This window comes from Tepidamorphus sp. 3E244 (genome assembly GCF_046159835.1).
In the GTDB taxonomy this organism is placed as follows: Bacteria; Pseudomonadota; Alphaproteobacteria; order Rhizobiales; family Tepidamorphaceae; genus JACKJK01.
Window position 1 is genome coordinate 951,567 of the sequence record NZ_JBJXCY010000001.1, and the last position, 22,996, is coordinate 974,562.

Below are 22,996 nucleotides of genomic sequence, written 5' to 3' on the forward strand. Positions count from 1 at the left end.
CCCGGTCAGTTGCTCTTCTTGGCGGCGTCTTTCGCCTTGGCCATCGCCTCGGCCTGTGCTGCGCCGACCTTGGCGATTTCGCCCTTCACCTGCGCCAGCGTATCGGCAAAGGACACGAAATCCATCAGCGGCATGACGACCCTGTGCGTCACCGTGCGCTGCACTTCGCCCGATGCCGGGTCAAACGCATTGACGTAGAGGTTCATGCGCACCGTGCCCGCATGGATGAACGCGCCGTGGACGCCGTCGATCGCGATGTCCTGCACGTGCTCGGAAACCGTCGGCGTCCGGTTGGTGCTAGCGGAGTTCTCCGCAGGTTTCTTCGCCATGAATTTCCTCGCCCCCAATGCCGCGATTACCGGCGCGAATCTTGCGGGCAAATCTTAGGGCAATGCCGCGCCCGATCACAATAATGGATGGTGGAATGGGTGCCGTCGCAAGGCGATGCCGGGCGTGCGGAGGTGGTCAGCCAACGTCGCGCCACGGCTTTGGCGTCGCCTTCATAGACTTCCATCGCTCGCGCACGGCTTTCCATTCATGCTCGGCCATGGCGCTGTGCCAGCCGGAGATGAAACCGGCTGCGGCGCGGGTCTCCGCATCGGCAAGGGCAGGCAATGTCTGGGCGAGTGCCGCATCGTTGAGATAGCCGAAAACGGTCTGGAGTCGCTTCAGTTGCTTCAGGTAGGCCTTCGCGGCACCGGGCCCCAAGAGTGCGCCAAAGAATTCGAATGCGTAGCGCAGCTCTTTCAGCTTCTTGCGCACCTCGTGCCGTGCCTCGATGTCGAGCGTGTCGATTTTCCTGGCGCGCTTCGTCACCTTCTTCCACGCCTTGTCGAGCGCGGGGGCGGCGAGTGTTTCGGCGGTCTGCCGCCTTGCGCGCTTTGCGGTCGCGACGGTGAACGGCAGCAGGGCAAGGTCGATGCGGAACGCCTGCCACGCCGGTTGCGCCAGTGTTTCGCGCGCCTGCGCCCTGCGATCTGCGGCGAGGTCGGCGATTGCGCACGTCAGTTGCTCCACATTGGGCGCGCCGTGCATGTGCGGGGTGACCGGCGCGATGATGTCGGCAGCGAGCACGTCGGCATCGCGAACCGGCCCGACGATCCGCCCCATTTCCCGAAGTGAAGCCTTGAGATGCTCGGGTTCCGGCAAGTCGACGGATTTGGAGAACACCGCGATGGCAGCGCGCAGTCGGCGCAGGCCGACCCGCAGCTGGTGTGCGTATTCCGGCTTGTCCGAATGCAGGAAACCGGACCAGTTGGCGTGGACCTGTCCGATGGCATCCGCCGCGATTGTCGCGAAAGCCTGCGCCGGGCTCATGTCGGCTTCAAGTGCCGGTTTCGATGCCTTGACCGGCCCGCGTTCGAGGCTCTCCCCGCGCACCAGCGCATAGCCCGTATGGGCCTTGCTGCGGGCGGAGGGTTCAAAGTCGATATCAGCAAGCAGCTGCTTGCAGATGTCGGCCATCGCCGCCGGGCTGCCGGACTTCAACTCGAACTCGGCCTCGCAGATGGGCGCGGTCCCGCCGTCCCATTCCAGCATGCCGGAATCCAGCGCAACCTCGACGCAGGTGTCACCGCTGATGCAGTCCACGATGGTGCGCTGGATGCGGATCCCGAAGGTCGGGCGAAGCTCCGCCTTGCCGATCAGCTCGAAGACCATCGCCCGCACGCTCTCGTCGGGGATCAGGTCCGGGCGAACGTCGGCACCGTGCAGGCGGTGCTCGACTTCCACCGGGTTCGACACGCCGCCAACGACCGCCGTTCCCGCTTTCACGGTCTGCAGCCAGCGCCCGGAACTGCGACGCACACGCAGCGAGACCCCGGCCTTGAAGAGCGCATGATCCGGCGTGTCGTAATAGGTGGATTGCAGGGCGCGTCGCCGTGGCCGGTTGTCCGCAAGACCAAGCGTCTGGGCGGCGCGCGCAATCGCGCGCAGGGCGTCCTCGTCCACCTGCAGCTTGAGTTCAAGTTCGCGGGTTTCGATGTCGTCGGGGGCCAGCAATCGGTTCCTCGCGCGCGTCGGGTCGGCGGCGCACACTAGCCTTCGCCACGTGCCGCAGGCAATCAGCCGAGAAGTGTTGCGACCCGCTGCAGGGCGAGAAGATACCCCTGCGTCCCGCAGCCGACGATGACGCCGTCGGCGCGGCCTGAAATGAACGAGTGGTGCCGGAAGTCCTCGCGCTGGTGAACGTTGGAAATGTGCACCTCCATCACCGGTCCCTCGAACGCGTTGAGCGCATCGAGAATGGCAACGGATGTATGCGTGTAGGCACCCGCATTGATGATGATGGCCTGCGCCTTGCCGCGCGCGGCTTGAATCCACGTTACCAGTTCGCCTTCGGAGTTCGACTGGTCGAACGTGATGGTCAGGCCAAGCTCGGCACCGGCCTCGCGGCAGGAGGTTTCCACGTCAGCAAGTGTCTCGTGGCCGTAGATATCCGGCTCGCGCTGGCCGAGCAGGTTGAGGTTCGGACCGTTGAGTATGGCGACGGTGTGGCTCACGGGGCAGGCGTCCTGTGCTGGCATTCGGTCGAATTGCGCGCACTATATCGCTCAAGCCGTGAACAATGCGCAAATCGCGCAGCCGGGTGTGGGCTAGAGGTAGGCCTCCGCCGTCATCTCGTCCTTCAGCTTCGCGGCACGCTCGCGAATGGCGCGGCGGTCGGCATCGGATTTGCGGTCGAGGTTCTTGTACATCATCGTCATGCGGCGGTTGTTCTGCAGCTTCGACCGGTTGCGCGACAGGAAATCCCAGAACAGCGTCGTGAAGGGGCAGGCGTCCTCGCCGGTCGCTTCCTTCGGCTTGTAGCGGCAGTCCTTGCAGTAGTCGCCCATGCGGTTGATGTAGTTGCCGGACGCGGCGTAGGGCTTGGTCGCCATCACGCCACCATCGCCGAACTGGCTCATGCCCAGCACGTTGGGCAGCGACACCCAGTCGATGGCGTCCGCATACATCGACATGTGCCAGCGATGAACGTCATAGGGCCGCACGCCAACCAGCAGCGAGAACAGGCCCAGTACCATCAGCCGCTGGATGTGGTGGGCGTAGGCGTGGTCGTTCAACTGGCCGACGGCATCCGCCACGCAGGCCATGTCCGTCTCGCCTGTCCACATGAAGGCCGGCATGTCGCGATCGGCGTCGAGGTGGTTCTTGTTGGCGTAGTCGGGCATGCGCGTCCAGTAGATGCCGCGCACGTATTCCCGCCAGCCCATGATCTGCCGCACGAAACCTTCCACCGCGTTGATCGGCGCGTAGCCGTCCTCGTAGGCCGAAACGGCGGCCTCCACGATCTCGTCGGGATCGATCAGGTGCAGGTTCATCACGCAGGACAGCCGCGAGTGGTAGAGATACGGGTGCCCCTTGGCCATCGCGTCCTGGTAGGTGCCGAAATCTGCGAGCCGGTATTCGATGAAATCGCGAAGCGCCTCAAGCGCCTGTTTGCGGGTGACGGGATAGTCGAAGCCCTCCAGCGAACCGGGACTGTCGGTAAACCGGTCCTCGACCATCTCGATGACGGCCTCGGTGATCTCGTCGGCGCGAAATGATCGCGGCGCCTTGATCTCTGGCGGGCCCTTCTTGCCGAAGCTTTCGCGGTTGTCCTCGTCGAAGTTCCAGTCGCCGCCGACGGGGTTGTCGCCATCCATCAAGATGCCGTGCGCCTGCCGCTGACTGCGGTAGAAGCGCTCCAGTACGAGGCTCTTCCGGTCGCTCGCCCACTCGCGAAACGTCTCCAGCGAGCACATGAAGTGGTCGTCCTCAACGATCCTCAACTCAAGGTCTGCGTCCTTGGCGGCCTTGCGCAGGATTTCTTCCACCCGGTGCTCGCCGGGCTGCGTCGCGACCAGTTCCTCCGGGTGCAGCTTGTTGATCCAGCGCGGGATCTCCTCGCCGAACGAGCCGCGATCGTTGTCGTCATCAAGGTCGGCGTAGTGGACGGTGAATCCCTTGTCGCGCAGGTGGTCGCGGAAGTGCCGCATGGCGGAGAAGAACAGCACCAGCCTGATCTTGTGCTGCGGCACGTAGGTCGCTTCCTGCTCCACCTCCATCATCAGCACCGCATCCTTGTCGGCGTCGAAATCCTTGAACGCCTGAAGGCGGTCGGAGAGTTGATCGCCGAAGACGATGTGCAGGTTGCGGACGGACTTGGACATGGAAGATGCGTTCCGGGAGGCTGGTCAAAAGGGAATGGTGCTGCCGTCATAAGCGAGGAAGCTGCCGGATTGTTCCGGCCCGGCCTTGTCGATCACGCCGAGCAGGTTGGCGGCGGCTTCCTCAGCCGAGTGCGTGAAGCGCCCGCCCGCGTGTGGCCGCGTCAACGCGCTTTCGATGGTGCCGGGATGCAGCGCGAGGCAGACGGACTGCGGGAGCTTGCGCCCGATCTCGATGGCCGCACAGCGCACGATCTGGTTCAGGGCTGCCTTGGCGGCGCGGTACCCGTACCAGCCGCCCAGCCCGTTATCGCCGATGGAGCCGACACGCGCGCTCAACGTGGCGAAGGCGCACTTGCCCTCGCGCGCCAGCAGCGGTGAGAGATGCTTGAACAGCAGCGCCGGGCCCGTGGCGTTGACGGCGAAGTTCTCGGCGAATGCTCCAGGTGTGATGTCCTTCAGCGCTTTCTCCGGCCGATCGAAAGACGTGTCGAGAATCCCGGTGCAATCCACAATGAGCGAGAACGGGTCGCTGTCCGAGAGCGTCTTCGCGGCGGCCTCGATCGAGGTTTCGTCGGTGAGGTCGAAGCCGGGATGCGTCTTGCGTGACAGCGCGTCCACGCGCGCGCAGGCGCTGTCCGTCTCAAGCGCGGCGTGAATGGCGCCGCCGATGCCGCCGCTCGCGCCGATCACCAGCGCGCGGAAATTGTCGGGGAAGGATTTCAACATGGTTCTGCCGTGCGGGTGTGAGGTGGTTGTACGGCGCGCTCGCGTGACCGGATTGCAAGGGCGGCCGTCGCGTGACAACTGCGCCGGTTGCCGCTAGGCAATGCAGAACAAGTCACACGCTCACAACTCCGGTTCCCCGCGATGAAACTCGTTGCCTATGTCGAGGAAGGACACGAACTCGACATCCGCCCCGCACGCCCCAAGCGTGCCTGGCTCGACAAGTATGCTGACGGCCATGCCTATGGCTGCCTGCCGATGGTGATTGCCAACCAGTGCGGTTGGGAAATCTGCGCGCCGACGAGCTTCACGGTAATCTGGAACGGCGGCGACAATCGCCGCTGTCTGGCCGTGCTGCCGGACGAGCCGGGACACGAGCGGCTGCTCAGCCATTTTGGTGCGGGCATCTTCTCCTATTCGTTCCCCGCAATCTTCCGGGTCGAGGAGGGCTATGACCTTGTGATCCAGGGCCCTCCCAACAATCCTGTGCACGGTGCAACGCCGCTTTCCGGCATTGTCGAGGCCGACTGGGCCCTGACGGCAGCGGCCATCCACTGGCAGATCACCGAGCCGAACACCGCGATCCGCTTCCGCAAGGGTGATGCGCTGGCCCAGATATTCCCCATCAAACGCGGTGACGTGGAGAAGTTCGATCCGGAAATGCGATCCATCTCCGATGACCCCGAGGTCGCCGCCTACATGGCGCAGTGGTACGCCACGCGCCGGAAATTCAACGAGGGACTGCGCGATCCGAGTTCTCCGGAAAGCCAGAAGAAGTGGCCGGGGCACTATCGGCGCGGCGATGACATTTATGCCCAGAGCGCGGCCCCGGCAGACCATCGCAAGAAACTGCGCATCAAGCCGTTTGCGGACCTGCGCAACAGTGAGGATTCCGAGTAACAGTATGGAATTGCCTACCGGGGCGGCATTGACACCACTGCGGTGCACCAATAGTCAAAATGACAGGCAGAATTGTTGCCGATGGGGGAGCATCATGAAGAAGACTTACACCAAGCCGGCGCTGGTCAAGCACGCATCGCTGGGCCGCATCACGGCCGCAGTAACTGTCGAGAGCTACGTTTAGTTGGTGGCGCTTTTACCTCACTGGCAGAGAATTACCGTTGAGGCACTTAAGCTGAGTTGACCGCAATGTCGGCTGCGTCTAGCGGTGGTAGTCAGCTGGCCGCGCGATTCACGCGCCAGGCCAAGCAGACAGGGATGAACAGCATGAAAACCTACACCAAGCCGACCGTCACCCGCGTTGCGGCGCTCGATCGCATCACATCTGGAACGACCAAGGTCTTGATGTCCTAGGTTGCAGTCTCGGCTGGAAGAATGCGAACGGAGGTTATCTTGAAGAAGAGCTATATCAAGCCCGTGCTTTCCAAGCAGGGCACGCTGCATCAGATCACGTCAACGACCACCAAGGTGGTGATGTAGCGGCGGTTCGGCCGCATTTTGTGTGAACTCCGCGTCAAAGCGCGCGGCATTCGCAAAGATTGGATTGACCGTCATCAATGCGACGGCTAATCAAAGTTCCGCAGCGTCGAAAAGCGCATGATTGCCATGCGTGACTCGGGTTGTCGTCATCGGGGAATGTCATGAAAAAGACCTACACCAAGCCGAGCCTGACGAAGCAGGCATCGCTTGCGCGCGTGACCAGCGGCGTCACGAAAGTTGCCTGGATTCCGTAACCGGATGCATAGACTTGGGTCCTGGACCCGGGTCCTGATGGCCGATCAGGTTGCGACTTAAGGTTCACCATGAAAAAGACCTACACGAAGCCTTGCTTGACCAAGCAAGCGACGCTCGCCCGTGTAACCGCTCTCACCACCAAGGTGCTGATGCCGGGCTAGTCGTTTTGCGACGAGCTTCTTTCCATCCGTCTCAGCTTGGCAATCATCCGATAGCGATTTGCGATGCGCGTCCACTTGCGCCGCAGTGGCCAGAGACGGTTGATTCGGACGCGCGCATCGCTCGAATCCATTTCGAGTGAAAATGGCGAGACCTTTGGCGGCACGCCCGTTGCGTCGCCAATGCGCACCACCCCGGCGCCCGCGCGCGCGTCATTGATACCTTCCACTTCCAGAGTTCCGTAGTGCGAGAGCATGGCGCAGCGAAGCTGCAGCTGCGCGAAACTCATGCGCGGCGACAGGGTCAGGTCTGCGATTGTGGAGCGTGCGTGGGTGACCAGCGCGGGGTCCTGGGGAACGGCCTCGATATCTCCCGATAGAAACGCCTGCAAGGGTCCTCGGGCCAGTGAGCGGGCAGCCCGGCAGCATGCCGCGATCATCCCCTCGTAGTCGTCATCCACGCCGAGGCCAAGTGGTGCCTGGGCGATGATGTCTCCGGCATCGAGTTCCGGCACCATCAGATGCAGCGTCATCGCGCCATCGGTCAGAAGTGTGTCGTCGGCCACCATGGAGCCAACCGGCGTTGGTCCCCGATATCGCGGCAGCGGTGCGGGATGCAGGTTGAACGCCCGGCGCGGGTACAGGTCCAGCATCCCGGCGGGAACAACATGCGGGAAGTAGCAGGAGATCAGCACATCGGCGTTCAGCGCCCGAGCGTGCGCCAGCGCCTCTGGCCAGGCCGAGAGTCGCGGCACTTCGCGCACGTCAAAGCCGTGGCTCTTGGCAAGCGCGGCGACGGAATGGCGGGGCGCAAACCTTCCCAGGCGGCGGTCGCTGCCGCCACTTCCTCCGAGTGGCCTCGTCGGCCGCCAGAACACTGCGACCTCGTTGCCGGCATCGATCCACCCCGCAATCGCGGACGCGGCGATAGGGCCAACCATGCCGACGAAAAGTGCCTTCATTGCGCTTCGTTCGCGGGTTGCTTGTCGAGGATCAGGCGATAGGCCTGCCGCCGCCACGAGGCGCGGCCACGGCGCGGACCCTGTGCTTCCAGCACCGTGCCGGCGGTGACCAGCAGTCGGGCGGGCAGGTCGCCGCGCACCGGCGGCACCGCGTCCCCCAACTGCTTCAGCAGTTCATCGGCAAAGATCGCGTGTGCCAGAGCAAGGCCAGTGCGCACCGGCGTGTTCGCCCCGCAACGCCCGGTCAGGTCCACGAGTGCGTCCGCGTCCACCCCGGCGCGCGCGACCATCAGCATGTCGGTCACGTAGCGCATCCGGTCGAACAGGTGCGAGGCCGCGCCGTGCAGCGCCGCCATGACCAGTCGTGAGGCATTTGTGACGCCGACCGGACCACCCGCATAGTCGGCATAGGTCATCGACATGGACTTGCGCAGCTTCGGCGCGTGGACGAGGTCGGTGTGCACTTCCACCAGGTCCACCGTGCCGTGCATGCCCTTGCGCCAGAACTGCCGCTCCGTGTAGGCGACACGCTTCTCGGTCGGGTTCACCGGCTTGAAACCCATGGCGGTCACGGCATCGCCAACCGCGAGCGCGCTCTCTGCATCGGCGAGAATGTCCACATCGGAGAAGGCGCGGTGCTGCAATCCGCCATAGGCCACGTTCGCAAGGTCCGGTCCCTTGACGATCACAGCGTCAAAACCGTTCTCCGCGATCATGCCGTCGACCTGCTTCGCCAAAGCCTCCAGCGACATGTTGCGCACGATCTGCGCCATGTAGGCGTTCTGAAGGGCATCCACCATCCGCGTGATGGCCTCGGCTGCGCCGTCGCCGCTGACGAGGTGTTCGGGCCGCTCGCGCGCCACCCGCTTCACGTGCGGGGCAAGCGCCATGATGACGCCGTGCTCGGCGGCCTGTGCCGCGAGTTCGTCGATATGGGCTGCGCGTACCGGAAGAGAGAATGGCGCAGGCGCAACTGTCTCGTTCACCGTCTCGGGGGCGGCGTAGCGGGCAATCCAGCGCGGGACGAGCCGTCCGTTCATTGGGCGGCCACCGCGCGTTCGGAAAGTGCCCGTTCAAGCGTCTCGGCCAGTGTCGTCAGGTCAGTGCCGACGCGCAGCTCAAATGTCGGCGTATCGCGCACCATCTGGGAGTAGAGCATAAACTGCGACTGGTTCCACGGTTTCACGCCGGTCGGGCTGTTGGAGACATTGTCCCGTACGATGCGGATCAGCGCATCCGAGCGCGAGATCGCCTCGAGGCTGTGACCCGCGCCGGTGCGCTGTCCGAGAAGGACGATGGCCGCGAGCGGCCGCGGCGGGCGTTTCACCACCTCGAACTTGTCGGTGAAGTTGTCGGTGTGGACCGCCTGTTCCCCCTCGTGGTTCCAGGTTTCCGGCAGATCGCCGATCCACGGCAGAAGGGCAGCGGTGTCGCGGTGGATCTTCATTTCGTTCGGCACGCCCCACGCGCGCCAGCCGCTCTCGAGCGGCATCACGACGCTGGCATCGTCCGCGTAGAAGGCAAAGCCCGACTGCACGAGGACCAGCGTCGTGGTCGTCTTGCCGAAGCCGGAGGGCGCGCAGATGAGAATATTGGACCGGCCATCCGGCAGGCCGAGGCAGGCACCGTGCACGAGCCGCTGCCCCTGCGTGGCAAGTGTTGCCTCGATCACCGCGGAAAGCGGCGTAAACCGAAAACGCTCGAATGCGCCGGGGCGCACCTGCATGTCCGCGGTGCGCGCCTCGAAGTCGATCTCAACGTGGCCGAGACCGACGACATCCAGCAGCCATGTGCGCTCGTCTTCGTGGATATGCGCGGCACCGCCTTCCATCAGGTCGCCGGACCACGTACGCGGTACCTCGCGCGACGGAGCGGGATGGTCGGTGACCTCGATGCTCAGCGTGAAGGCGTCTCGCCCGTCATCCTCGCAGACGAACCAACGGTAGCCTTGCGCGAGATTGGCGATCCAGCCGGCATCGGTTGAGAACGCACGCAGGCACGCACCGTGCATGTCGATGAAGATCGATTGCGTGTCAGCCAAGATCGGCAACTCCCGGTGCGCTGTTGTCTGACGGTATCTGGCGCGTTCCGTCATAGGTGAAGAGCGGCATCATGGTTGGGGAAGGCGGGTTGAGCAGGATGTCGCCGTCCACGCTCACCCAGCAATGTGCCGAAGTCTTGTCGGTCTTGAGCGAGGCCGGCTCCACCGCGAAATGCAGGATCGGGCGGTGTCCGGCAAGCGACAGGTAGTGAAACGCCAGAAGGCCTTCGCGCAGGCAGCGCCGTCCGCGCATGCGCCATGGACGCGCGGTTGTGTGCTGGACCGCGTCCGTTATCTCGCGCGCACCAAGACCGGTATAAGCGCGCGCCTCTTTCGGTGGGGTCGCCATCCGCAGCAGCGTGCCGATTTCCGCGCGCGAGAACGAAGGCAGCAGCCGGGCCGCCAGCCACAGGTTGGCCTGAAATGGAATGGCTGTCGGGGGGAAGGGTGTCATCCGCCGCGAACGAGCAGGTCCTCGTCTTCGAGCTGCGAGATCAGGTCGGACAGGTCGGCGATCACGCTGTCTGTGTCGACGTCGTATTCTTCCGAGATCGCACCGGCAGCGTCGGCGACCGTGCGCTTGCCGTCGAGCCGCGACAGGAAGAGGTAGGCCGTTTCGTTGACGGTGTAGAGTTCGCCGGTTTCCAGCTTCAGCAGGACGCCGCCTTCGGATTCGCCCAACCCCTGGAGAGACGCCTGGTCGGTCAGGCTGTAGACGGTGCTGGAGAGGTCGTTGTTGTCGGCCATGGATACTCGCTACGTCGCTACGTTACGCAAATTCGGCGGCCACACTATGTGCAGTCGCTGCGCCGTTCAACGACGCATTTCCGCTGCGGCGACTACCAAGCTGCCGTCGCCTGCATGGCGATCGGGCCGCCGCTGCGTGCCGTCCACAGGTCGAGATCGTCGCCACTGTCCCGGGCGTGCAGAACCATGTCGTCCGTGTCGTAGAGCGGCGACAGGCTGCGGAAGCTGAACCTGCGAGCAGCGGCACCTCGCGTGTCGGTTGCCAACAGCGCCAGCAGGGTTGCCTGCAAGGGGCCGTGGACCACCAGCCCCGGATAGCCTTCGACCCGTCGCGCATAGTCCACGTCATAGTGGAAGCGGTGGCCGTTGAAGGTCAGTGCCGAATAGCGGAACAGCAGCACGGGGGATGGCTCCACCGCGCGTGTCGTTTCACCTTGCGGGGCCGCATCCGGCTCGCGCGCAGCAGCGCCACCTTCACCACTGGCGGCTTCACGGTAGACGATGTCCTGCCGCTCGGTGATGGCTGGCGCGCTGTCGACCGTGTAGCTGTGGGCAACCGTCACGAAACACAGCGTGCCGCTGCGCCCGTGCTTGATCTGCACGTCCTCGACACGGGAGACGCGCCGAACCTTGTCGCCGATGCAAAGGGTGCGGTGCTGCGTGACCTCGCCGCCCGCCCACATGCGCCGTGGCAGCGGCACCGGTGGCAGGAACCCGCCACGCGCAGGGTGCCCATCCTCGCCGAGGCCCGCGGTGGGGGCAGCCGGCAGGCACAGGCACCATTGCAGCATGGGCGGGGCGTCGGTCCCCTCGCTCGGGCGGTCGAATGTCGCGTTGAACCGCTCGACGAGTGCGGGCGTCACCATGTCCTCTGCCTGCTGCTCGCGGCCGATCCAGCGGCGCAGGTGATCGATGTCGATGTCGCTCTTGGCCGGATTTGTTTCCACGCTTCCCTCCAGGCTCGTCCCGTGTTCACTTACCTGCCCGCGGCGCGCCTTGGCAAATGACGCTGCGACAAGAAGACCATCAAGACCGGGAGTTACCGCGATGAACCTTCACGCCCTGCTGATGAAGCGCGCCGAAAACGACAACCCCATTCGCGTCGGGCTGATCGGCGCCGGCAAGTTCGGCACCATGTTCCTGTCGCAGGTGCGCCGGCTGCCGGGAATTCACCTCGTCGGCATCGCTGACCTATCGCCGGAAAGTGCCCGCTCCAACCTGAGTTTCGTCGGATGGAGCGACGAGCAGTTCGCGGCCGCCAGCCTCGACGATGCGGCGAAGAATGGCGCAACCCACGTCGGCGACGACTGGCGCGCGCTCGTTGCGCATCCGGCGGTGGAGATCATCATCGAGTGCACCGGGTCGCCCACGGCGGCCATCGAGCACGCGCTGGAAGCCTTCCGCAACAACAAGCACGTCATCAACGTCACGGTGGAGGCGGACGCCTTCTGCGGCTACGCGCTGGCGAAGAAGGCCGAAGAGGCCGGCGTCATCTATTCCATGGCCTATGGCGACCAGCCGGCGCTGACGTGCGACCTCGTGGACTGGGCGCGTACCTGCGGCTTCAACGTCACCGCGGCTGGTCGCGGCCACAAGTGGCTGCCGGAGTTCCGCAAGTCGACGCCCGAAACGGTCTGGAACCACTGGGGCATCACCGCCGACATGGCCAAGCGCGGTCGCCTCAACCCGAAGATGTTCAATTCTTTCCTGGATGGCTCCAAGCCGGCCATCGAATGCGCGGCCATGGCCAATGCCTGCGACCTGCAGGTGCCATCAGGCGGCCTGCAATACCCGCCCGGCGGGGCGGAGGACCTTGCCAACGTCATGCGGCCAAAGTCGGAAGGTGGTGCGCTGGAGCATCGCGGCATGGTCGAGGTCGCCTCCAGCCTGACCCGTGAGGGCAAGCCGGTGCCCTATGACGTGCGCCAGGGCGTCTTTGTCGTCTTCGAGGGCGATACCGACTACCTGCGCAACTGCTTCCAGGAATACACCGTGCGCACCGATGATTCAGGCCGCTATTCCTCGCTCTACAAGCGCTGGCACCTGATCGGGCTGGAGCTGCCGGTCTCGGTCGCCGCCGTCGGCCTGCGCGGCGAGCCGACCGGCGTGGCGCGCACCTTCAACGGTGACGTGGCGGCGATTGCCAAGCGCGATCTTGCCGAAGGCGAAGTGCTGGACGGGGAGGGGGGTTACACCGTCACCGGCGGCCTGCGGCCTGCCAAGGCATCGCTGGAAGCAGGATACCTGCCGCTTGGCCTTGCCCACGACGTGAAGCTGAAGCGCGCGATACCCGACGGCCAGCCGATCCGGTTCGCCGATGTCGAGATCGACGAGACGACGACCGCCTACAAGCTCAGGAAATGGATGGAAGGCGTCGTCTGACGCATGCCATCGAAGTCGCTCATTCCGCTGCGTCGAGGTCTTCCACGTCCGGTGACAGGTCCTGCTCGGCCTCGTCGATGGGCTGGCGGGTGAAGCCCTTCACCCCTTCGCTGGTGACGTGGAAATCGCGCCGGATCTGGATCGGGCTGGTCACGTAGGCGGTGATGAGTTCGCTCAGCGAGCGCAGCGCGTGGGAATGGATGCGCTCGTAGCCGTGGGAGGCATCCACGCCGAAGGTGATGAGCGCCGTGCGCACGTCCGCGCCGGCTTCCAGCGCGCTGGCGGAATCCGAACGGTAATACTTGAAGACATCCTTCTGGAACCGGATGTCGTTTTCCTTGCAGAGGTCCACCAGCTTTTTCGTCAGGTGGTAGTCGAATGGGCCGGTCTGGTCAGCCATGGCGACCGTGACGCCGAACTCGTCGGAGTTCTGGCCCGGCGCGCTGGTGCCGTTGTCCACCGCGACCATCGAGGCGACGTCCGGCGTCAGGATCGAGGCCGCGCCGATGCCGACTTCCTCCGCGATCGTGAACAGGAAATGGATGTCGGACGGGGTCTTCACCTTGTCGTCCTGCATTGCCTTCAGCGCCGCCAGCATGACCGCGACACCGGCCTTGTTGTCGAGGTGGCGGGAGATGATGAAGCCGTTGTCGATCATCTCGGTCTGCGGATCGATGGAGACGATGTCGCCGATCTCGATGCCGAGCCGCTCGATGTCTGCCTTGTCGCGCGATAGGGCGTCGATGCGCACCTCGACATTCTCCCAGCTCACCGGAAGGGTGTCGATCTCTTCGTTGAACGTGTGGCCCGACGCCTTTAGCGGCAGGATGGTGCCGCGATAGGCACCGTTCTCGGTGAAGATCGTGACGCGGGCGCTTTCGGCAAAGCGCGACGACCACGTGCCGATTGGAACGACGGACAGGCGGCCATTGTCCTTCAGGCACTTTACCTGCGCGCCAAGCGTGTCGAGATGCGAGACGATGGCACGTGCGCCCTTGCGCCGCGAACCCTGGCGCACGGCGCGGATGGCGCCGCGCCGGGTCAGTTCCGGCTCCAGGCCGAGGCGCTGCAATTCCTTGGTGACGAAACGGACGATCGTGTCGGTGTAGCCGGTTGGGCTGGGGATTTTCAGCAGCCGCTCAAGAATATCGATCAGGTAGTCATGGTCGATGGAGAGGCGTGTCATGCAGTCGTCCTTGGTGTCTTGTCCTTGATTGCGTGTCGAACGCTTGCCGGCATTGATAGCGGGAAAAGCAGGTCGATGAAACGCTCGGCTGTGGGTTGTGGTTCATGGTTGGCGAGGCCGGGGCGCTCGTTGGCCTCGATGAAGGCGTAGTCCGGCAAGTGCGGCGACTTCACCATCAGGTCGATGCCGGTCACGGGAATGTCGATGGCGCGCGCGGCCTTCACAGCCGCATCGATCAGCACCGGGTGAACCTCCGCTGTCACGTCGTGGATGGTGCCGCCGGTGTGCAGGTTCGCGGTCTTGCGCACGAGAAGCTCTTCCGCGTCCGGCAACACGTCGTCGAGGCTGTATCCGTTCAGCGCGGCGGTGCGCTCGGTCTCCCCGTCGATGGGGATCGAGGATTCGCCATCCGTTGCGGCCGCCCGCCGGCGGCTCAGCGACGTGATGAGCTCGCGGATCGTTCGCTTGCCGTCGCCCATGATGCCCGGGGGCTTGCGGATGGCGCAGGCAACGACGCGGTAGTTGATGACGATCAGCCGTAGGTCGAGACCCTCGACCATCTGCTCCACCAGCACTTCGTTGGAAACCTCGCGCGCCTGTTTCACGGCGTTGCGTACTTCCTCCAGCGTCGTCAGGCCGACGGAGATGCCGCGCCCCTGTTCCCCGCGCGAAGGCTTCACGACGACCGCGCCGTGCTCCTCGATGAAGGCGGAAATCTCGCTGTCGTCGCGCTCGGCGGCAATCTGCTCGGGCACCACCACGCCTGCCTGCGACACCGTGCGCCGCGTGACTGACTTGTCGTCGCAGATCGACATGGCGACGGCTGTCGTCAGTTCCGACAGGCTCTCGCGGCAGCGGATGGTCGAACCGCCATGTGTCAGCCGCAGGAAGCCTGCTTCGGCGTCCAGCACCTCGACATGAATACCCCGGCGGCGCGCTTCCTTGGCAATGATGCGTGCATACGGGTTCAGGCCCGTATCTGATTCCGGCCCGGTAAACAGCTTCTCGTTGATCGGGTTCTTGCGCTTGACGGAGAAGAACGGCACGCGCTTGAAGCCGAGTTTCTCGTAGAGGCTGATCGCGCTGGAATTGTCGTGCAGGACCGACAGGTCAAGGAAGGACGAACCGCGCGTTGCCTGGAATTCCGCCAACCGGCGCACCAGTGCCTCGCCGATGCCAGGATGGCGCGCCTGCGGGTCGACGGCCAGGCACCACAGCGATGAGCCGCGTTCGGGATCGTTGAACGCGTGGTGGTGGTCCACACCGGTCACGGTGCCGAGGATCGCGCCGGTCTGTTCGTCTTCGGCAACGAAATAGGTCAGCGCGCGCGCATCGCGCTTGGCCCAGAAGAAGTCCGGCGGGATTTCGACCATCGCGCGCGAGGCATAGAGGTAGTTGATGGCCAGCGCGTCTTCCTGCGAGGTCAGCCGGCGGATGAAGAAGCCCTTCGGGCGGCGTTTGGTGGCGCGGTAGTCGGACAGGTCCAGCCGGTAGGTGTGGGACGGGTCTAGGAAGATTTCCTGCGGCGCTTCCGCCAGCACCACGTGCGGATCGCGCACATAGACGGCGATGTCGCGCCGGTCCGCCTTCTCGTCGCGCAGCGCACCGGCAATCCCGGCATTGGTCTCGTAGGTCTGCGAGAAAACCAGACGGCCCCAGCCGCAGTCGAGCGAGTAGTTCTCGCGCATGGCGGGCTGCTGGTCGCCGCCGCTCGCGGGCTTCTTGATCGGCGGCTTGAGGCCCTGTTCACGCATCCGCTTGAGGCGGTGCCCGTGGTCGCGGTGCCGCGCTTCGCGGGCAGGCTTGCCCTCTGCCTTGGGGTCTTTCGCCGACGGATCTTTGGGATCGGACATGGCGAACCTCAAATGTCGTGGGTCTGAAGCCACATTTCCATGAGCGCGGCCTGCCAGAGTTCCGAACCGCGCAGCGGCGTGATGTGCTCGGTCGGGGCGGCAAAGAGCTGGTCGAGCCATTCAGGGCGGAACAGGCCGCGCTCGCGAGCCTTCTGGGTCGTCAGCACGTCACGCACCGTATCAAGAAACTCGCCCTGGATGTATTTGAGCTGGGGAACGGGGAAGTAGCCCTTCGTGCGGTCGATCACCTCGTGCGGGATGACGTGGCGCGCGGCATCCTTCAGCACGCCCTTGCCATCGCTGTGCAGCTTCACCTCCGGCGGGATCGTCGCCGCCAATTCCACCAGCTCGTGGTCGAGGAACGGCACGCGGGCCTCAAGGCCCCAGGCCATGGTCATGTTGTCGACGCGCTTGACCGGGTCATCCACCAGCATGACCTCTGAATCCAGCCGCAGCGCCCGGTCCACCGGGGTCGCCGCATTGGGCCGCATCAGGTGCTCGCGCACCAGTTCGAGGCTCGCATCCTCGTTCGCCATCCACTGCGGGGAGAGCTGCTGCGCCAGCTTCTCGTGGGTGCGATCGAAGAAGACGCGCGAATAGTCCGACACCACGTCGTCGGAAGAGAGCAGCGGCGGGTACCAGTGATAGCCGCCGAACACCTCGTCGGCGCCCTGGCCGGACTGCACCACCTTGATGTGCTTCGACACTTCGCGAGACAGCAGGAAGAAGCCGATATTGTCGTAGGACACCATCGGCTCCGACTGAGCGCGGATCGCATCCGGCAGGTGGGTCATGATTTCCTCGGCCGGCACGAAGATTTTCGTGTGGTCGGTCTCGAAGCGCTTGGCGATCAGGTCGGAATAGACGAACTCGTCGCCCTTCTCGCCGTGCGCTTCCTCAAAGCCGATGGAGAAGGTCTTCAGGTCGTGCTGGCCTTCCTCGGCGAGCAGCCCGACGATGAGGCTGGAATCGACCCCGCCCGAAAGCAACACGCCGACCGGAACGTCGGCCACCATGCGGCGGCGCACGGCGACCCGCAGGGATTCCAGCACCCGCTCGGCCCAGTCCTCGTTGGAGAGGTTGGCATCTTCCGCGCGCCGTTCGTAGGGCGGCTGCCAGTACTTGCGCTCGCGCGTCGAACCGTCCGCCTCGTAGCGGCGGATCGTTGCGGGCGGCAGCTTGCGCACGCCTTCAAGGATCGTGCGCGGTGGCGGAACGACGGCGTGGAAGCTCATGTAGTTGTGCAGTGCCGCGCGGTCGATGTTCGTGTTCACGTCACCGGCCGCCAGGATCGAGGGCAGGGTGGACGCAAACCGCAGACGCTGGCCCTGTTCGGAAAGGTAGAGCGGCTTGATGCCGAACCGGTCGCGCGCCATCGTCACCGCGCCGCTGTCGCGCTCGTGGATCGCGAAGGCGAACATGCCGTGGAAGTGGGAGACGCAGTCCTCGCCCCATTTGTGGAACGCCTTGAGGATCACCTCCGTGTCGCCCGTCGAGAAGAACCGGTAGCCGTAGCCTTCCAGTTCGGCGCGCAGCTCCGGGTGATTGTAGATGCAGCCGTTGAACACGATGGTCAGACCGAGGTCGGCATCAACCATCGGCTGCGCGGCATTCTCGCTCAGGTCGATGATCTTCAGACGGCGATGCCCGAAGGCGACCCGCCCACGCGCAACGACGCCGTTGCCGTCCGGCCCGCGCGGGGCAAGGCACTCGGTCATGGCCGCGACGGCGCCGACATCGGCCTGGCTGCCGTCGAAACGGATTTCACCCGCGATTCCACACATGAATTTTCAAAAATCCCTGGATTTGCAATGTCAGACACGTGCCCCAGCGGCACATGAAAAAGAAAAGGCGCGAATTCGCGCCTGCCACCTCGTCAACCTATGGCAGTGGTCGCCTGAATTCAAACGCACGCGGGCGCGGATCGATCCCTGAAACGCGCAACGAACCTACGCGAATGTTCATTCAACAAATGTGTTGACTGATAGATTCGGACGCTTTAATTCAACACATATGTTGAATGAAGGAAGCCCGATGAATCAGATTTTTCATGCTCTGAGCGATGGCACCCGCCGCGCGATGCTGCGCGAACTTGCCGAGGGCGAGCGCACGGTCGGTGAGCTGGCAGCGCCGCACCCCATGTCGCTGGCTGCCGCCTCCCGGCACATCAAGGTGCTGGAAGGGGCGGGCCTCATCCGCCGCGAGGTTCGCTGGCGCACCCATGTCTGCCACCTGGAGGCAAAGCCGCTGGCCGCCGCCCATCAGGAAATCGGTTTCTACGAACGCTTCTGGACGAGCCGGCTGGACAAGCTGGAGCAACTGCTGCGCGAGGACGACGCTCGCGAGGCAGCAAAGGACGAGAGTGCGGGGCAAGGCCCCGAGAAACAGGAAGGAGAATAGACATGAACGCCGTACAGGAATTCGACGCCTATGCCCGCCTCGAAGACGACAGCACGCTGGTCATTCAGCGTTGGCTGCCGGGACCGGCGGAGCGGATCTGGAACTATCTCACCGACAGCGATCTGCGTGCCAAGTGGCTCGCCGCCGGCGACATGGACATGGCAGGCGGATCGGAGTTCGAATTCGTCTGGCGCAACGACGACCTCAGCGATGAAGACGACAAGCGCCCGGAAGGGTTCGGCGCCGATCACCGCATGACCAGCCGCGTCATATCAGCGGAGCCGCCGCGCCGTCTCGTCATCGGCTGGGGCAAGGGTGACGTCACCTTCGAGCTGGAACCTCGCGGGGAGCGCGTCCTTCTGACTCTGACCCACCGCGGCCTGAGCGCGGACATGTCGCGCACCATGATCGGGGCAGGGTGGCATACCCATCTCGACATACTCGTCGACATTGCCGATGGCGCGCGACATCCCTCGTTCTGGTCGGAATGGAAGAAGCGGCGCACAGAATACGAGACCCGTTTCGCAGGCTAGCCACTACGATATCCGCCTTCGCCGCTCGCGCGGCGGGGGCGGCTCATGTATGTCAGCATCCGTGCAAAACGTACGAACAGGCTGACCGTCGTGCCGCCATCCCACAGAATCGTTCTGAACCTTCACGATGCAGGACTGGCCATCGATACGAACAGCGACGCATGGGCGGACTGGCTGCGATGGGCTTATCAGCACTTCCTCGTCGAGAAGGCGTTGCGAGACACATTCCACCTGCGGATCGTGGAGGACGGGAACCTCGCCCCGCCGCCTGACCTGCCTCTCACCTGGGAAGGCGTGTTGCAGGAGGGGTGGCCCGCGCGCATCTTCGAAACGGAAACGACCTGGACGGTTGAGATCGCGGGCCGCGGTTTCGCGCACATCGATCGTGCGGCCAGACGAGCTGAAATACACGCCCGGCCCGGCGAACGCGACACGTTCGTCTTTACCCCGCTGACCGTCATCCTCGATGTCTGCCTGAGCGGGAGCGGTCAGCAGATGATCCACGCGGCCTGCCTCAAGCAGCAGGATGCCGACGCCGCGTTCCTTGTGTGCGCACCGTCGGGAACCGGCAAGACGACAAGTGCACTGGCGCTGGCGCGCGAGGGTTTCCCGCTGATGTCGGATGATGCGGCGATCCTTGCACCTGACGCCGCAGCCCCGCGGGTCTGGGCCATCCCCCACGAGTTCAAGGTCCACCGCAAGACGCTCGCCATGTTGCCCTGGCTCGGCCCGTTGCCAGGCGACTGGAACGCGGACGATGAGCAGGCCGTGCGTGTCGATCACCTTGAGGGCAGGGCACCGGTCGCGCGCTGCCGGCCTGTTCCCCTTCGCGCGATCTTCTTCCTCGTGCGCGGCGACAATGCGCAGGCGCGCACCGCACCGATGAACCGGCAGGACGCACTCATCGAGATCGCTCGCGACAACGTCGCCATTTCGCCCTCGGGCGTCCCGCCCTGGCAGGCAAGCCAGTTCGAGATTTTCGGCCGAATCGTGCGCGATGTGCCGGTTTTTCGTCTCGAAATTGGCTCCGATCTCACGTCGCTGGGTGTTGCAGTCGCGCAAACACTTGCGGAAAAGCGAACCTGACCCCATTCGGGTCATGGACACTTACCGTTGCGTCCAATAGGTTCCCGGCCAATCGCAGATGCCGCATCGAGGCAACGTGGAATCAGTCAACAGGCGGACTTGAGCATGAAGAACGCGAATGTCACCGCAACGATGGCCCGTCGGAAGGCCTATGTGAAGCCTTCCGCTTCCCTGAACTCCAAGCTGACCAAGACCGTCGCGATCAAGACCACCGTCGTCGTTCACGCAACGGGTGGTGGCGGCTAAGGCCAGTCGCGAGGAAACACGTCTGGAAACAATTGGGGTAAGACATGGCCAAGTCGAACGTGACCGAGAAGCGGGCAGCGCCGAAGACCTATGTGAAGCCTTCCGCCTCCCTGAACTCCAGGCTGACCAAGACCGTCGCGATCAAGACGACCGTCGTCGTTCACGCCTTGGGATAGGTCCTCGAAGAGGGGTTGGCACGGCCAACGCCACTGCATCGATAACCGACAATGTCCGATAGCGACCGCAAGCTGACGTGGATGCGCAGCCTCGACTATGACGTCGAGATCCGCCCCGCGCCGATGCAGCGCGACTGGATGGACGAGACATCCGAACGCCTGGCCTATGTCTGCCCGGCGCTGAACATCGCCAACACCCATTGCTGGGAAATGCTCAACCCTGTCGAGTTCCGCGCAATGTGGAACGGTGAACCGGGTACCGACGGGCTGACCTTCTTTCATGATGAGGCTGATGGGCCGCTCCCCGTCTTCAGCGGGTTCGGCCACGGGGTGCTGACATTCCGGCTGGGTGGGTTCTTCGGCACGCCGAAAGGTTTCGACCTGTCGCTCAACGGCCCGGTCAACCGCCCGAAGGACGCGATCCAGCCCCTGTCGGCCATCGTCGAGACCGACTGGTCGCACTTCACCTTCACCTATAGCTGGAAATTCACGCGCGCGGGAACAGTGGTGCATTTCGAAAAGGGCGAGCCGTTCTGCTCGTTCTTCCCCATTCCGCGCGGCATGCTGGAAACCTTCGAGCCGCAATTGCTCGAGCCCGAGGACGACGCAGAGCGCTGGGCCACCAACGAAAAACTGCGGGAGGAACGCAAGGCGTTCAACGATGCGGTGCAGAACGATCCCGACAGTCCGGAGCGCAAGCAGCGCTGGCACCGCAACTATATCGGGTCGGCAAGTCGCGATCTTCAGCCGCCCCACCGCAACCGGGTGAAGCTGAAGCCCTTCAAGTGAAAGACCGCGACCTGCGTTGTCGTAGGTGGGTGCCTGCGGGTCAGGCCGCTTCGCGCTGCGAGTCCTCGCCGCTTGCGACGACCAGTTCGTGCAGGCAGCGCACGGCATCGTCCAACTCGTCCTTGCGCACGATGAACTGCACGTCGACGCTGCGCGTGATCTGGTGCGCGGCGACGATGTCGATGCCGGCGCTCTCCAGGCGGTCGAGACCGCGCGAGAGAACCCGCTGGCCGCTCAGGTCGCGGCCGATCACCGATGCAATCGCCAGCGCCCGCACGTTGATCTCGGCCTGCGGGTAGGTCTTGCGCAGGTCGTTCTCGACGCGGCGAATGGTTTTCAGCGGCGCATCGACATAGTGCGTGATGGTGTTGGCGTTCGACACCTTCGAGACGATGGACGCATTGTGGCGCGTCAGCGCTTCGAGGATCGTCGCGTCATAGCCCTTCACGCCGACCATGTCCTGTTCCATCAGTTCCAGCGCATAGACGTCGAGACCGGCAACGATCTCGCAGCCCGGTTCGTCGGCGGGGGCTTCGTCGATCAGCGTGCCGGGATCTTCCGGCTCGAATGCGTTGGTGACGCGCAGCGGAACGCCGGCCTGCCGCAGCATCTTGGCGGCGGACGGGTGGATCGCCTCCATGCCCATGTTGGAGAGCTGGTCGGCAACGTCGTAGCTGGTGTGGCCGAGCTTGCGCACGTTCTCCACCCGCTTCGGATCGGCGGAAGAGAGGTGAAACTCCTTGTGGATGATCGCCTCGCGCGCCTTCGTCAGCGCGGCCAGGCGGCTGAAGGTTACCTCCGAGTAGCCCCGGTCGAATTCCTTCATCAGCCCTTCCGCGCACTGCGCGTAGCCGGTGACGATCGGCATCTCGCGCGTCAGGTCGATACCCTTCATCGAGCTGCGGATGCGCTCGTCGAGCGACATCTCGGATTCGTCGCGCCAGCCCGACAGGTCCACGAAACGCGCGGAGATCCCGTTGCGCTGGAGCAGGACCGAGGTGACGAAGGCGGAGTGCGCCTCGCCAAGACCTGACAGCAGCTCGCGGATGATCGCCATGTGCTGCGACAGGCGGAAATGGCCATAGGAACAGATCCGCTGCAGATCGATCAGACAGTTGCGCGCGCCCTCGATGCGTTCGCGCACGAAATCATCGGCAGACGACCGGTCGCCGGGATGTTCGAGCACGGCCGCGTGGGCTTCGCGCATGGCCTCGGCAACGGCGCTGAGATGGTCCGACCAGCCGTGCCCGCTCTCGGCATTGGCAAAGGCGGCATAGACGCCCGGTTCACCGGACTTCTTGTGTTCCAGAAGCTTGTCGGTGATGCCGCCGAACGCGGAGACGATGAAAACCCGGTTGTAGAGTTCGTCACCGTTACGGCCGCCCTTGAAGAGCGTCTCGACGAGTTCGCCGACGCGCGACATGGACGTCCCGCCGATTTTCTCGACGGTGTGGCGGTGCGTGGTGTCGTTGACAGATTCAAGCATCTGCGGGCGCATAACTTCCGTCCTCCTGGTGGACTTCGGTACCGGTCACGGGCGGGTTGAAGCAGCAGGCCATCACGAGGTCTTCCTCGGCGCGCAGCGTGTGCTTGTCATGCAGGTTGAGCGCGTACATGACGCCGGGCTTGATCTGGTGCGTCTCGCCGGTGGCAAGGTCCGTGATCGATCCCTTGCCGGCCATGCAGTAGACGCTCTCGAAATGGTTCTTGTAGTGGAACGTGTGCTCCGAGCCCGCTTCCAGTGTGGTGATGTGGAAGGAAAAACCCATCCCGTCGTTTGCCAGCAGCATCCGGACCGAGGTCCAGCGCGCATCGGAAACGGCGCGGTCTGAATTCTTCAACTCGTTGAAATCGCGTACAATCATTGG

At 64.2% G+C, this 22,996-nt stretch carries 24 protein-coding genes; 8 read left to right on the plus strand and 16 right to left on the minus strand.

The window, feature by feature from the left end; all coding sequences use genetic code 11:
* Positions 1-5 precede the first annotated feature (5 nt).
* From ACKTEK_RS04565 to ACKTEK_RS04585, 5 genes are all read right to left on the minus strand, one after another.
* Positions 6-329, minus strand: coding sequence for a hypothetical protein (locus tag ACKTEK_RS04565; protein ID WP_409164057.1), 324 nt, complete (start codon positions 327-329; stop codon positions 6-8).
* A 136-nt stretch (positions 330-465) separates the two neighbouring features.
* Complete coding sequence (locus tag ACKTEK_RS04570) at positions 466-2,001, minus strand: CHAD domain-containing protein (RefSeq protein ID WP_409164058.1); 1,536 nt, start codon at positions 1,999-2,001, stop codon at positions 466-468.
* Positions 2,002-2,063: 62 nt separating this feature from the next.
* Positions 2,064-2,525: a type II 3-dehydroquinate dehydratase gene (aroQ, locus tag ACKTEK_RS04575; protein ID WP_409164059.1), complete on the minus strand. Its 462-nt coding sequence runs from the start codon at positions 2,523-2,525 to the stop codon at positions 2,064-2,066.
* A 69-nt stretch (positions 2,526-2,594) separates the two neighbouring features.
* Positions 2,595-4,151 (minus strand): cryptochrome/photolyase family protein, encoded by a 1,557-nt coding sequence (locus ACKTEK_RS04580; RefSeq protein ID WP_409164060.1) that lies wholly within the window; start codon positions 4,149-4,151, stop codon positions 2,595-2,597.
* A 24-nt stretch (positions 4,152-4,175) separates the two neighbouring features.
* Positions 4,176-4,877, minus strand: coding sequence for an SDR family oxidoreductase (locus ACKTEK_RS04585; protein WP_409164061.1), 702 nt, complete (start codon positions 4,875-4,877; stop codon positions 4,176-4,178).
* A gap of 141 nt (positions 4,878-5,018) precedes the next feature.
* On the opposite strand from ACKTEK_RS04585, the gene ACKTEK_RS04590 reads away from it, so the two are divergent.
* Positions 5,019-5,774, plus strand: a complete 756-nt coding sequence (locus ACKTEK_RS04590; protein WP_409164062.1) for a DUF6065 family protein — start codon at positions 5,019-5,021, stop codon at positions 5,772-5,774.
* Between the two features lie 952 nt (positions 5,775-6,726).
* Here ACKTEK_RS04590 and ACKTEK_RS04595 read toward each other — a convergent pair.
* The 6 genes from ACKTEK_RS04595 to ACKTEK_RS04620 all read right to left on the minus strand — a co-directional run bounded on the left by ACKTEK_RS04595 (position 6,727) and on the right by ACKTEK_RS04620 (position 11,343).
* The gene (locus ACKTEK_RS04595) at positions 6,727-7,689 is read right to left on the minus strand and encodes a methionyl-tRNA formyltransferase (RefSeq protein WP_409164063.1); all 963 of its coding nucleotides are present in this window, start codon (positions 7,687-7,689) and stop codon (positions 6,727-6,729) included.
* Positions 7,686-8,729, minus strand: a complete 1,044-nt coding sequence (locus tag ACKTEK_RS04600) for a nucleotidyltransferase family protein (protein WP_409164064.1) — start codon at positions 8,727-8,729, stop codon at positions 7,686-7,688. Before ACKTEK_RS04600 ends, ACKTEK_RS04595 begins: the two co-directional genes overlap by 4 nt.
* Positions 8,726-9,730: a hypothetical protein gene (locus ACKTEK_RS04605; RefSeq protein ID WP_409164065.1), complete on the minus strand. Its 1,005-nt coding sequence runs from the start codon at positions 9,728-9,730 to the stop codon at positions 8,726-8,728. The genes ACKTEK_RS04600 and ACKTEK_RS04605 overlap by 4 nt, the downstream gene beginning before the upstream one ends.
* Complete coding sequence (locus tag ACKTEK_RS04610) at positions 9,723-10,184, minus strand: lasso peptide biosynthesis B2 protein (RefSeq protein WP_409164066.1); 462 nt, start codon at positions 10,182-10,184, stop codon at positions 9,723-9,725. The genes ACKTEK_RS04605 and ACKTEK_RS04610 overlap by 8 nt, the downstream gene beginning before the upstream one ends.
* Positions 10,181-10,477, minus strand: a complete 297-nt coding sequence (locus tag ACKTEK_RS04615; protein ID WP_409164067.1) for a PqqD family protein — start codon at positions 10,475-10,477, stop codon at positions 10,181-10,183. Before ACKTEK_RS04615 ends, ACKTEK_RS04610 begins: the two co-directional genes overlap by 4 nt.
* Before the next feature lie 92 nt (positions 10,478-10,569).
* A complete protein-coding gene (locus ACKTEK_RS04620; protein ID WP_409164884.1) occupies positions 10,570-11,343 on the minus strand; it encodes a MaoC family dehydratase N-terminal domain-containing protein in 774 nt (257 codons plus the stop codon).
* A 181-nt stretch (positions 11,344-11,524) separates the two neighbouring features.
* On the opposite strand from ACKTEK_RS04620, the gene ACKTEK_RS04625 reads away from it, so the two are divergent.
* Positions 11,525-12,859, plus strand: a complete 1,335-nt coding sequence (locus ACKTEK_RS04625) for an NAD(P)H-dependent oxidoreductase (protein WP_409164068.1) — start codon at positions 11,525-11,527, stop codon at positions 12,857-12,859.
* Positions 12,860-12,878: 19 nt separating this feature from the next.
* On the opposite strand, the gene ACKTEK_RS04630 is transcribed toward ACKTEK_RS04625, so the two are convergent.
* From ACKTEK_RS04630 to ACKTEK_RS04640, 3 genes are all read right to left on the minus strand, one after another.
* Positions 12,879-14,045, minus strand: a complete 1,167-nt coding sequence (locus ACKTEK_RS04630; RefSeq protein ID WP_409164069.1) for an osmoprotectant NAGGN system M42 family peptidase — start codon at positions 14,043-14,045, stop codon at positions 12,879-12,881.
* The gene (gene ngg / locus ACKTEK_RS04635; RefSeq protein ID WP_409164885.1) at positions 14,042-15,799 is read right to left on the minus strand and encodes an N-acetylglutaminylglutamine synthetase; all 1,758 of its coding nucleotides are present in this window, start codon (positions 15,797-15,799) and stop codon (positions 14,042-14,044) included. Before ngg ends, ACKTEK_RS04630 begins: the two co-directional genes overlap by 4 nt.
* 107 nt (positions 15,800-15,906) lie before the next feature.
* Positions 15,907-17,682, minus strand: a complete 1,776-nt coding sequence (locus ACKTEK_RS04640) for an N-acetylglutaminylglutamine amidotransferase (protein ID WP_409164070.1) — start codon at positions 17,680-17,682, stop codon at positions 15,907-15,909.
* Positions 17,683-17,932: 250 nt separating this feature from the next.
* Between ACKTEK_RS04640 and ACKTEK_RS04645 the strand changes: the two genes are divergently transcribed.
* From ACKTEK_RS04645 to ACKTEK_RS04670, 6 genes are all read left to right on the plus strand, one after another.
* The gene (locus ACKTEK_RS04645; protein WP_409164071.1) at positions 17,933-18,298 is read left to right on the plus strand and encodes an ArsR/SmtB family transcription factor; all 366 of its coding nucleotides are present in this window, start codon (positions 17,933-17,935) and stop codon (positions 18,296-18,298) included.
* A 2-nt stretch (positions 18,299-18,300) separates the two neighbouring features.
* The gene (locus tag ACKTEK_RS04650) at positions 18,301-18,831 is read left to right on the plus strand and encodes an SRPBCC family protein (protein WP_409164072.1); all 531 of its coding nucleotides are present in this window, start codon (positions 18,301-18,303) and stop codon (positions 18,829-18,831) included.
* A gap of 45 nt (positions 18,832-18,876) precedes the next feature.
* Positions 18,877-19,917, plus strand: a complete 1,041-nt coding sequence (locus ACKTEK_RS04655; RefSeq protein WP_409164073.1) for a hypothetical protein — start codon at positions 18,877-18,879, stop codon at positions 19,915-19,917.
* A gap of 105 nt (positions 19,918-20,022) precedes the next feature.
* Positions 20,023-20,163, plus strand: coding sequence for a hypothetical protein (locus ACKTEK_RS04660; protein WP_409164074.1), 141 nt, complete (start codon positions 20,023-20,025; stop codon positions 20,161-20,163).
* Between the two features lie 44 nt (positions 20,164-20,207).
* Positions 20,208-20,339, plus strand: a complete 132-nt coding sequence (locus tag ACKTEK_RS04665; RefSeq protein WP_409164075.1) for a hypothetical protein — start codon at positions 20,208-20,210, stop codon at positions 20,337-20,339.
* 51 nt (positions 20,340-20,390) lie between these two features.
* The gene (locus ACKTEK_RS04670) at positions 20,391-21,128 is read left to right on the plus strand and encodes a DUF6065 family protein (RefSeq protein ID WP_409164076.1); all 738 of its coding nucleotides are present in this window, start codon (positions 20,391-20,393) and stop codon (positions 21,126-21,128) included.
* A 40-nt stretch (positions 21,129-21,168) separates the two neighbouring features.
* Here ACKTEK_RS04670 and ACKTEK_RS04675 read toward each other — a convergent pair whose 3' ends face one another.
* Together ACKTEK_RS04675 and ACKTEK_RS04680 are read right to left on the minus strand one after the other, a co-directional pair.
* Entirely contained in the window at positions 21,169-22,626 is a 1,458-nt protein-coding gene (locus tag ACKTEK_RS04675; protein WP_409164077.1) for an aspartate kinase, read from the minus strand.
* Entirely contained in the window at positions 22,607-22,993 is a 387-nt protein-coding gene (locus ACKTEK_RS04680) for an ectoine synthase (protein WP_409164078.1), read from the minus strand. The genes ACKTEK_RS04675 and ACKTEK_RS04680 overlap by 20 nt, the downstream gene beginning before the upstream one ends.
* Positions 22,994-22,996 lie beyond the last annotated feature (3 nt).